This window comes from Okeania sp. SIO3I5 (assembly GCF_010672085.1).
In the GTDB taxonomy this organism is placed as follows: Bacteria; Cyanobacteriota; Cyanobacteriia; order Cyanobacteriales; family Microcoleaceae; genus Trichodesmium.
Genome location: NZ_JAAHHT010000244.1, coordinates 3,551 through 14,020, shown reverse-complemented (window position 1 = coordinate 14,020; position 10,470 = coordinate 3,551). Strand labels below are relative to the sequence as shown.

Annotated in this window: 6 protein-coding genes; all 6 read left to right on the top strand. The window is 37.7% G+C overall.

Going from position 1 to position 10,470, the window contains the following annotated elements:
* Positions 1–324: 324 nt before the first annotated feature.
* Positions 325–2,019, top strand: a complete 1,695-nt coding sequence (locus tag F6K40_RS33195) for a tetratricopeptide repeat protein (RefSeq protein ID WP_293142339.1) — start codon at positions 325–327, stop codon at positions 2,017–2,019.
* 734 nt (positions 2,020–2,753) lie between these two features.
* Complete coding sequence (locus tag F6K40_RS33190) at positions 2,754–5,807, top strand: peptidase domain-containing ABC transporter (protein WP_293142337.1); 3,054 nt, start codon at positions 2,754–2,756, stop codon at positions 5,805–5,807.
* A 1,009-nt stretch (positions 5,808–6,816) separates the two neighbouring features.
* Complete coding sequence (locus F6K40_RS33185; protein WP_293142335.1) at positions 6,817–8,817, top strand: beta-barrel domain-containing protein; 2,001 nt, start codon at positions 6,817–6,819, stop codon at positions 8,815–8,817.
* Between the two features lie 145 nt (positions 8,818–8,962).
* Entirely contained in the window at positions 8,963–9,259 is a 297-nt protein-coding gene (locus F6K40_RS33180; RefSeq protein ID WP_293142333.1) for a HetP family heterocyst commitment protein, read from the top strand.
* Positions 9,260–9,667: 408 nt separating this feature from the next.
* The gene (locus tag F6K40_RS33175; RefSeq protein WP_293142331.1) at positions 9,668–9,946 is read left to right on the top strand and encodes a hypothetical protein; all 279 of its coding nucleotides are present in this window, start codon (positions 9,668–9,670) and stop codon (positions 9,944–9,946) included.
* Between the two features lie 164 nt (positions 9,947–10,110).
* Positions 10,111–10,389: a hypothetical protein gene (locus tag F6K40_RS33170; RefSeq protein ID WP_293142329.1), complete on the top strand. Its 279-nt coding sequence runs from the start codon at positions 10,111–10,113 to the stop codon at positions 10,387–10,389.
* The last annotated feature ends 81 nt before the right edge of the window (positions 10,390–10,470 follow it).

The window sequence follows — 10,470 nt, the reverse complement described above, 5'->3', positions numbered from 1 at the left end:
TGCCAGACCAAGAGCCTACAGCGGTTTTCATTTAAGTAGACCACAGTAGGGGCGAATGGAAGAAAGCCCTTACAGGGTTTTGGTTATGACAGTGTGGTTCATTAATCTGAAAAGCGCTGTAAAAAGTTTAGTGTAATAATTGATCTGATTTACAGTAATTTTTAACCTTATGAGGTATGGCACTACCTATAGGGCGATCGGCAGATGGGGAGATTCATATATTTGCAAAATTTTTTGTATCTAAGATCACAAATAGTTTAAAATTTTAGAAAAGAATATAATACTATATCCAGATATACTCGATCAGGTTCTAGGAAAAAAACTATGACCAAAACTCATTCCCAATTATCTGAACATTTGACATTTTTAACTACATTAGACACTACAAATACCCACAGTATTTCCCCGTCCAAGGGGATTTTTAGTATCTTTTCTGCATTCCCAGAATATGATCGTGGTAACAGATTGTATGATATGGGTAGATACTCCTCAGCTATTCCCTACTACGAAAACGCGGTGAAAATCAAGCCAGACTGGGCAATAGGTTGGTTAAAATTGGCTCATACCTTATATAAATTGCAAAAGTATGAAGAAGCAGTAGAGGCTTATAAAAGATCGCTATCGCTTAAACCAAATGCTCATCAAGCTTGGAATTGTTATGGAGTTGTATTATATAATTTAAACCAGTATGAAGAGGCGCTCGCTTGCTTTGACAAGGGAATTAAAATTAACCCAAATAATTATGAATTATGGTGTAATAAAGGGATTATTTTAGCTGAATTGAAAGAATATTTATCTGCCATTAACTGTTATAAAAAAGCACTGAAAATACAACCGATGATGGGAGAGATTTGGTATGCTCAAGGGCAAGCTTTATTAACTCTGCAAAAATATGCTGAAGCATTAGCAGCTTATGATTGTGCTGTGAAACTGCAACCTGATAATTATCATCTTTGGTTTAACAGGGGATTAGCTTTATTTCAAACTCAACGTTATGCAGAAGCAGTTATTAGTTATGACCATGCTATAGAATTACAACCGGAAAGTTATCTGGCTTGGTTTAATTTAGGTATTGCTCAAAGTAAACTACATAAATATCACGATGCGGTCTCTTCTTTTAATAAAGCAATTAAATTAAATCCTGATGATTATGAAGCTTGGTATTATAAAGGATTAGCTTTAAAAAATCATTGGAAAGAAGGAGGAGTTGCTTGTTTTGATAAGGCAATTAATTTTAATCCTAATTTAGCAGAAATTTGGATTGGTCGTGGTTATATTTTATTAGATTTATTTAAGTATAACGAGGCGTTAGAATCTTTTAATCAGGCAATTACAATTAATTCTAATTATCCGGAAGCTTGGTTAGGTCGAGGTAAGGCATTTATGGCAATGGGTAAGTATAATGAGGCGCTTATTGCTTATGGTCATGCTATTAGTATTGAACCATATTTTTTAGAGGCTTGGAATTGTCGAGGTGAAGCATTAGAAAAACTTGATAATTACGATGGAGCATTGGCAGCTTATGACAAGGTAATTGAAATGAGTTTTAAGCAAGGAGTTTCTGTTGCTCAAGTTGGTTTACAAAGGGGGGCAGCTTTAGAAAAGTTAGAGCGATATGCTGAAGCAATAGCAGCTTATGATTTGGTAATTGGAAAACATCGAGATAATTTTGATGCTTGGTTGAATCGGGGATTAAGTTTAGAAAAAATGGCAAATTATGAAGAGGCTGTTGTTAGTTATAATCGTGCTATTAGTATTTGGCCGAGTAATTATCAAGCTTGGTCACAATTAGCTTTAATGTTGGAAAAATTAGAGAGGTTAGATGAGGCGATCGCTGCCTACAACCAAATTGTTTCTTTAAGACCTGGTAATCATCTGGTTTGGTTTCAACGAGGGTTAATTTTGGAAAAATTAGGATATGTGAAAGAAGCTGTTAGTTCTTACAATATTGTGTTAGAAATTAAGCCTGATTATTATCAAGCAATTGAAAGAAAAAATCAGTTAAAAGTACCAAGTTAGGAGTAATGAGTAAGGAGTAAGGAGTAAGGAGTAATGAGTAATGAGTAATGAGTAATGAGTTAGGAGTTAGGTTACTCCTACAACAGTTTTGTGGTCTACTCAACTGAAAAGCGCTTTCATTAATGGATAATGGATAATGGATAATTATATCATGTCCGGATAATTAGTGATCAAAAAACTTTCTCTTCTTTATAGCTTAAAATTCCCTCTTCTTCCCTCATTACTCATTACTCATTACTCATTACTCCTCCATTTTTATTTATAACTATTCAACCGGACATGATATTACCCCTTTATTGGGGAGGCTTTAAACCTCAATGATCTAATTATTTAATTGTTTAATTATTAATTATTTCGGTAAATTATTAATTATTCCTCCCTGTCTCCTGTTCCCTCTTTTCTGCAGATGTGTATTAGCTAATTCCTACTGGATTGTTTCACCTAAAATAGTGCATTAGCTTTTCTCGTAATCACCCCATTTTCTAATGCAACATTTAAGATGAAACAGTCCACTACAGACAACTCCTGACTCAAAAATTTAATCAAGGCAAAAATGCTAAATTGGTTCTATAATTCAAAGTAGTTATTTTGACCAAAAAACGAGGTCTAAAGCCTCCCCTTTTAAGGGGATGAAAAAAATATTTAATTCAGTATTTCAAGCCTCCGACTGAAGTCGGAGGTTCACTGATAACTGATAACTGATAACTGATAACTGAAATGACTTGTTCATAAATATGAAACAAATATCAACACACGATGGTTCATCTACACCGCAAAATTCAGAAATTATAGTAACTATTTTACAAAGATTAACAAACGTACAAATAGATACTACTATAGTTTCTGAGTTGATAAAAATTTCTGAGACTAATGAATTCCAAATTGGCGACAATCTGATCAAAGATAAAGATGATATTAATAATTTTATTTATTTAGTATGTGAAGGCAGAATAAGAATTTTAGCTTTTGATTCAGAACAACAACAGGAAATACCAGTAGATGTTTTAGAAACAGGAGAAATATTTGGTGGAGACTGTTTATTCACCAAGAATATCATATCTTATGGAGCGATCGCTGCCAGTCAAGGACAAATAGCAAAAATTGACCTTACCCAACTACAACCATTACTAGAAAAACTCCCGGAAATCAAACAAAACCTGGAGCAAAAAACCCAAAAACGACAATGCCAAATCTTTCTGAAAACCTGCACAGAATGGCGATCGCTACCCAGTCATCAACTACGCCCCATATTGCCCCACTTTCAGCAAATCGCAATACCCCCTGGAGAAAAACTCACAACCGCTACCCCAGGGGAAATGGCACATTATTGGTTATATAGTGGTCAAATTTCCACAACCCAAACAGAAATACCTACCTTTCCTAATTGGGGTTATCCTGAGCAAACACCTACAGACTGGCAAGCAGAAACAGAACTATCTGTTTATCAACTACCCAAACAACAATGGGATGAACTGATATTGTTGCTAGCAAACCCAAATAAAATCACCCGGCATCAACCTGTCACCATTTCTCCACAACCGACTGCCGACATCCCACCGCCAACTCCAGAAAATTCTCAGTCCCCACCCACAGAAAACAAAGTTCTTTTCCCGAAACCGCTCAACCGCAGACTGCTAGATATTTTTGCCCACTATCCAATGATTTTACAACAATCATCCTCAGATTGTGGTGCCGCTTGTTTAGGTATGATTAGTCAATATTGGGGCAAACGCTTCAGCATTAACCAATTACGAAATTTAGCTAATGTAGGACGTTCCGGTGCTTCCCTGAAAAATCTTGCTAAAGCATCAGAAAGTTTAGGATTTCAATCTCGTCCTGTACGAGCATCTCTGAGTCGTATAGAAGAACAAAGAGACCCTTGGGTTGCTCACTGGGAAGGAATACACTATGTGGTTGTCTACGAAGTTAAAGGTAAACGGATTTTAATAGCAGATCCAGCGATCGGCAAAAAATGGTTAGGTCGTTCAGAATTTCTCGGCAGTTGGAGCGGTTATGCTCTGTTATTGCATCCTACTCAAGAATTTCGGAATGGGAAAGCACCTAAAACATCTCTAGGGAACTTTGCTAACGTTTTATGGCCTCATGGTAATACGGTCTTACAAATTATTTTAGCGTCTGTATTGATTCAACTATTTGGCATCGTTACGCCTCTATTTACCCAAATTATTCTCGACCAAGTAGTTGTGAATAAAAGTCTCAGCGCTCTCAGTGTTTTTGCTTTGGGGGCGTTAATGTTTGGAGTTGGGAGCATTGCGCTGACGGCAACCAGACAATATTTACTAGACTACTTTTCTAATCGAGTTGACCTGACTCTGATTTCTGGTTTTATCAACCACACTTTGAAGTTGCCGATGAAATTTTTTGCATCTCGGAGGGTGGGTGACATTATTACCAGGGTGCAAGAAAATCAGAAAATTCAACGGTTTCTGATTCGTCAGGTGGTGCTGTCTTGGTTAGATTTTTTGACTGGGATAATTTATTTGGGATTGATGTTTTATTACAATCAGAAGTTAACTCTATTGGTGTTGGCGTTGATTCCACCCATAGCTATTTTAACTTTGATTGCTACTCCTTTTTTGCGCAAGGTGTCGCGGGAAGTTTTTAATGCTACCGCAGAGCAAAATTCATCATTGGTGGAAATGATGACCGGAATATCTACTGTGAAAACTACGGCAACTGAAAGGGAGTTGCGTTGGCGGTGGGAAGAGGATTTAACTAAGTCTCTGAATGCAAGGTTTAAGGGGCAGAAGTTGGGTAATACTTTACAGTTTGGTAGTGGGGTAATTAATACTATTGGCAGTACGGCGTTACTTTGGTTTGGAGCTTTTTTGGTGATTCAGGGAGAGTTGAGTATTGGTCAGTTTGTAGCTTTTAATATGATGATTGGTAAAGTGATTAGTCCGTTTATGGCATTGGTAAATCTGTGGGATGAGTTACAGGAGGTTTGGATTTCCGTAGAAAGGTTGAATGATGTGTTGTTAGCAGAACCAGAAGAGATACCTGGTGAGGAAATGTTGGTGTTGCCTAGGTTACGGGGAGATGTGCGGTTTGATAATGTGACATTTCGTTATGATGAAGACCAGGAGCAGAATACACTTCAGAATATTTCTTTTGATGTGAAAGCGGGTCAGACTATTGCGATTGTGGGACGCAGTGGTTCGGGTAAGAGTACCTTAGTGAATTTGTTGCAGAGTTTATATTCTCCTAGCAGTGGTCGGATTTTGATTGATGGTCACGATATACGTCATATTTCGCCCCAGTCTTTGCGATCGCAACTTGGTGTTGTCCCCCAAGAGTGTTTTTTGTTTTCAGGGACTATTTTGGAAAATATTAGTATGTATGCTGATGATGTAGGTTTGGAACAGGCGATCGAGGTGGCCAAACTAGCAGAAGCTCATGGTTTTATTCAGGACTTACCTTTGGGATATAATACTAAGGTGGGAGAGAGGGGTTCATCCCTGTCTGGGGGTCAACGGCAACGATTGGCGATCGCCCGTGCTTTATTGGGTGAACCGAGAATTGTGATTTTGGATGAGGCGACTAGCTCTTTGGATACGGAGTCTGAGCAGAGGTTTCAGCAAAATTTAGCTAGAATTAGTCGAGACCGGACTACTTTTATTATTGCTCATCGTTTATCTACTGTCAGAAATGCCGACCGAATTTTGGTTATAGATCGAGGCATTTTGTTGGAGCAAGGTACCCATGAAGATTTGATAGCTCTAAATGGGTTGTATTATCATTTAGCTCAACAACAGCTTGACCTGTAACCTACATTCCCCATGACAAAATGTAGCATAAATACCAAGTAGTCAATAGTCAATAGTCAGCAGTCAGCAGTCAGTAGGGAATGATATTATATCATGTTCGGTAGCATCGGAGCGTGTATAAAATTAAGTTTACAATAGACATCTCCAAAAATGAAAAATCAAATCAATTCTTATCCATAAATTATCAATTACTCTTCCCTGTTCCCTGTTCCCTGTTCCCTGTTCCCTCTTTTCTGGAGATGTCTAATGGGAAAAAGCTTCAGCATAAGTGCCTTCTGCCTTCCTTTCACCAAAGTCTAATTATTCAACCGGACATGATATTAGTTAACTTTGTGGCTCCACGAAGTATTTATACTTAATATTTTTCTGAGAATCAGGACTTACGCAGAACCACTACATATAGTAAGGGCGAATGCCATTGGCCCCTACAGGTGGTCTATAATTTCGTATTTTGCGTAAGTCCTGAGAATTTGACTAAAACTGTTTAACCGGATTTGATATTATGCCTCACTCTATAAATCAGCCTATAATACCAAGCGCGATCAATGTTTGCTACAAATATAGACTGTTTCTAGTAGTCAATTAAAAAAGAATGCTCAAATACAAGTCGATCTGCGAATATGCTGAACAATAGCTGCTCCAATTCATTTTAGATAGCTATCCCTATCGTTTTCCAATTTTTTTTGAATATTTACCTCTTTTATCCTAGATAACTAAAGCCTTCTTCTGTAGGGAAGTTGCATGCAACTTCCCTAGCATTTGTAACAAATATTGATCGCGTTTTGTATAATACATAGTTATCTTAATCTAATTTTTTATAGTAAAGTCAACAAACTTTATCTTTAATTGAATAATCAAAAAATCAAAAAAGATCTACAAAACTGCCAATTTGGCAAAAACCCCCATTACAATCAGTTAGAATCATTGGGGAGGTAAAATTAAAAAATCATAACAATATAAAATAAAAGTTAAAAAAACTATAAAAAAAGTAAATGGATTAAGTCACGCCATGAATTCTCAAAGTAAATCGGAAGTAGGATTTAGTAACAAAAATGCATCTACTCAAACCTGGATATTGCAAGAGTTAAATAATGAAGAACACGATCGCCTAGATGAAGTAGCATCCTCTATTTATGGGGGGATAGCAACATCAGTTAGGAGACCCCAGTTACCTATAGCTGTTGAACATCAGGAACAATCCAAACCAACTCAAAAAAGTGTCAATACTTCTGAGTGGTCGCCTGCCACCCAAAACTTGCTCGATCGACCGACAGCAGCATTTCCCAAACAAATAATACTAGGGGGAATGGCTTTCTGTATAGCTTTCGGCATTTGGGCATGGTTTGGCAAAATTAACGAAGTAGGGCAAGCACAAGGAGAGTTGGTGCCTCAAGGAGAAGCTTACAAAGTTCATCCAGTGGAGATGGGCAAAGTAGCTAATATTCCTGTGGGAGAAGGAGATAGAGTTGAAGCAGGTCAAGTTTTGCTAGAGCTAGATACAAAACTAGCAACAACAGAAGTGGACCGACTGCAGCAACAGCAGGTTGGCCATGAAAAAGAGTTGGTGCAGAAACAAGCTTTGCTGGAAAGGTTGGGTATGGAAGCAGAAACCAGAAATGCTGTAGCTCAAGCAAATATAACAGCTCAGTCAGCAGCGATCGCTAAAGCTGAAACTAATGTAGAAACTACACGGGGTTTGCTAACTCAGTTGCAGTCCGATGTCACAGCATTAGAGGAACGATATACAAATCTCAAACCTTTGGCAGAAAAAAGTCGGGAACTATTGGTACAACTGAAAGCTGATGTGGATGCTTCCCGGATGCGACGACAAGAACTTGCTCCTCTAGAAAATAAAACAGATGAGTTAATAAAACAACTGAAAACCGATATGGATGCTTCCCGGATGAGGAGGCAACAACTCGCTCCGCTAACAGAACAAACTCAAAAATTGATTCAACAACTCGAAGCAGATGTAGCAGAGCATCAAGAACGAGTCAAGAAATTAGAAGAATTGCTAGATGAGGGAGCTATCTCGGGGGAACGGTTCTTTCAAGCACGACAAACTCTGCGCGATCGTGAACACGCTTTACTGCGAGCTTATCTCACAGAGAAAAATCAAGCTCAGGAACAATTGTTTGCTGCCGAACAAGCTTTACGCGATCGGGAGAATGCAATTATTCGAGCGCAGTTAGCAGAAAAAAATCAAGCTCAGGAACAATTATTTACTGCCGAGCAAACTTTGCGAGACCGGGAAAATGCTATTATTCGGGCGCAGTTGGCAGAAGAAACTCAGGCAAGGGAAAAGTTGTTTGAAGTTGAACAGAGTTTGCGCGATCGACGTACCCAGATGACTGAAACTGAAGGTAAACTCCAGCAAGGGTTGGCAGAAGTAGAGCAACTTCAAGCGCAACTTGCCCAAAAGCAAGCAGAAGCAAAAGCAACTGACTTGGAAATGCAGCAACGGATTCAGCAATTAGAAGTTGAACTGACTCAACTGCGAGCAAAAATTACTGAAACTAAAAATTTACTGACTGCTGCTGAAACCAAGTTAGAGAAAAGATTTGTTTATGCTCCTGTGAGTGGGGTGGTACTTTCTCTAGATATTACTAATATTGGTGAGGTAGTACAACCAGGGCAAACTATTGCAGAAATAGGACCTGAAAATGCTCAACTGGTTTTATCTGCTAAGTTGCCTAACCCAGAAGCAGGGTTTATTGAAGAGGGGATGTCAGTGCAACTCAAGTTTGATGCTTATCCCTATCAAGATTATGGCGTAATATCGGGTACTGTTGCCTCCGTTTCTCCTGACACAGAGCAAGACGAACAAATGGGAGATGTTTATCAGGTTGAAATCACCTTGGAACGTAATTATGTGACAGAAAATGGTGAAACTATTAGTTTTAAACCAGGGCAAACTGCTAATGCGGATATTATTATTCGTCGTCGTCGTGTAGCGGATATTTTGTTAGATCCAATTAGAAAAATGAAGGAAGAAGGCATTAATTTCTAACTTCATTTTAGTGCTTTCTACAGTTTTTGGTAGTCCTGTAGATGTAGTGATTTATTGCCGAGGCAGTTCCAAAAGGCAATAGAAAATATATCTAATTGTACACTACTACCTAGTTTTTTATTAGTAACATCAGGAGATTACATCTATGAATTCTCAAGGGGTTTATCATAACAGTCAATTAAAGAAAGTTATGACTCAGGAACAGTTTGATTCAATTGTGGAAGCGATAATTGCTGGTCAGTATTCTTGGGCATGTGTTTTAATCTTACGTTTTGGTGGTCATAATCCTCTTGATTATATTCCTTATCGTACATTTAATCGGTTAATGAAACAAAATAATCAAGGTTGTCAACCTAGCAAACACAAAAATCGGGGTGAAAATGAAGTTGAATTTATCGGCGATAAAGATCAAACAAATGGTAAAAATATTACTGCTAATTAACAAAAATGAAGCAAAAAAAACAGGCATCAAGTTATAGGAAAAATCAGCAAGATGCCAGAGTTATTGGATGTAATTAGTAGGTAAACAAAATTCAAGTCAATTGAAATAATTTGTGAGTTCTCTCTGTAGAGACTTGACTGGAGTCTCTGTCAGAGGGATTACTATATTCACAGCTCAAATTTGATTTTTTACCTGAGTATTTTTTTCTGATGTTAATTTTAATTTTAATTCATAGTTTGATAATAAGTCAATATTTTGTTATTTATTATCTGCCAAAATGGCAATTAATTACTTAATTTATAAACTTGCCAAAATGGCAACACAACTATTTTTAGAACGCTTATGATAATAATCATAAGGTTGAAACACAACTGATTAAATTATCAAACAAAAATCAGGAGAAAATAAATGAATATTTCCGAACTCAATCATCTAGAAAATGTCAGCGAATCCAATGTAGTTGAAGGTGGTTTAGTATTTAGTGCCGGTGGCTTGGCTTCTGCAAGTGGTATTTCAGCTAATGCCGGTACCGTTTCTTCTGTCAGTATCGTTGACGGAAATAACTACGGCTACTTCTTCTATGGTTTCAACTCTGAGTCTGGTTCTGCAACCAGCGTTGCTAGTGCTTCAGCTCTATTTGGCTCTGCTTCTGCTGTTAGTTCCGTTTCAGGCTCTACACTTTACTAACAGGACTCAAATATATTCCCCTCCTTAATGAGGAAATATAACTCGATTATTTAAGCAGTTATTGATTAGAGGTCTCCAATATACTACCTCTAAGCAATACTCTAATTACTTACGAATCACGACCAAACTGATTAAATTATCAAACAAAAATAAGGAGAAAATTAATGAATATTTCCGAACTCAATCATCTAGAAAATGTTAACGAATCCAATGTAGTTGAAGGCGGTTTAGTATTTAGTGCCGGTGGCTTGGCTTCTGCAAGTGGTATTTCAGCTAATGCCGGTACCGTTTCTTCTGTCAGTATCGTTGACGGAAATAACTACGGCTACTTCTTCTATGGTTTCAACTCTGAGTCTGGTTCTGCAACCAGCGTTGCTAGTGCTTCAGCTCTATTTGGCTCTGCTTCTGCTGTTAGTTCCGTTTCAGGCTCTACACTTTACTAACAGGACTCAAATATATTCCCCTCCTTAATGAGGAAATATAACTCGATTATTTAAGCAGTTATTGATTAGAGGTCTCCAATA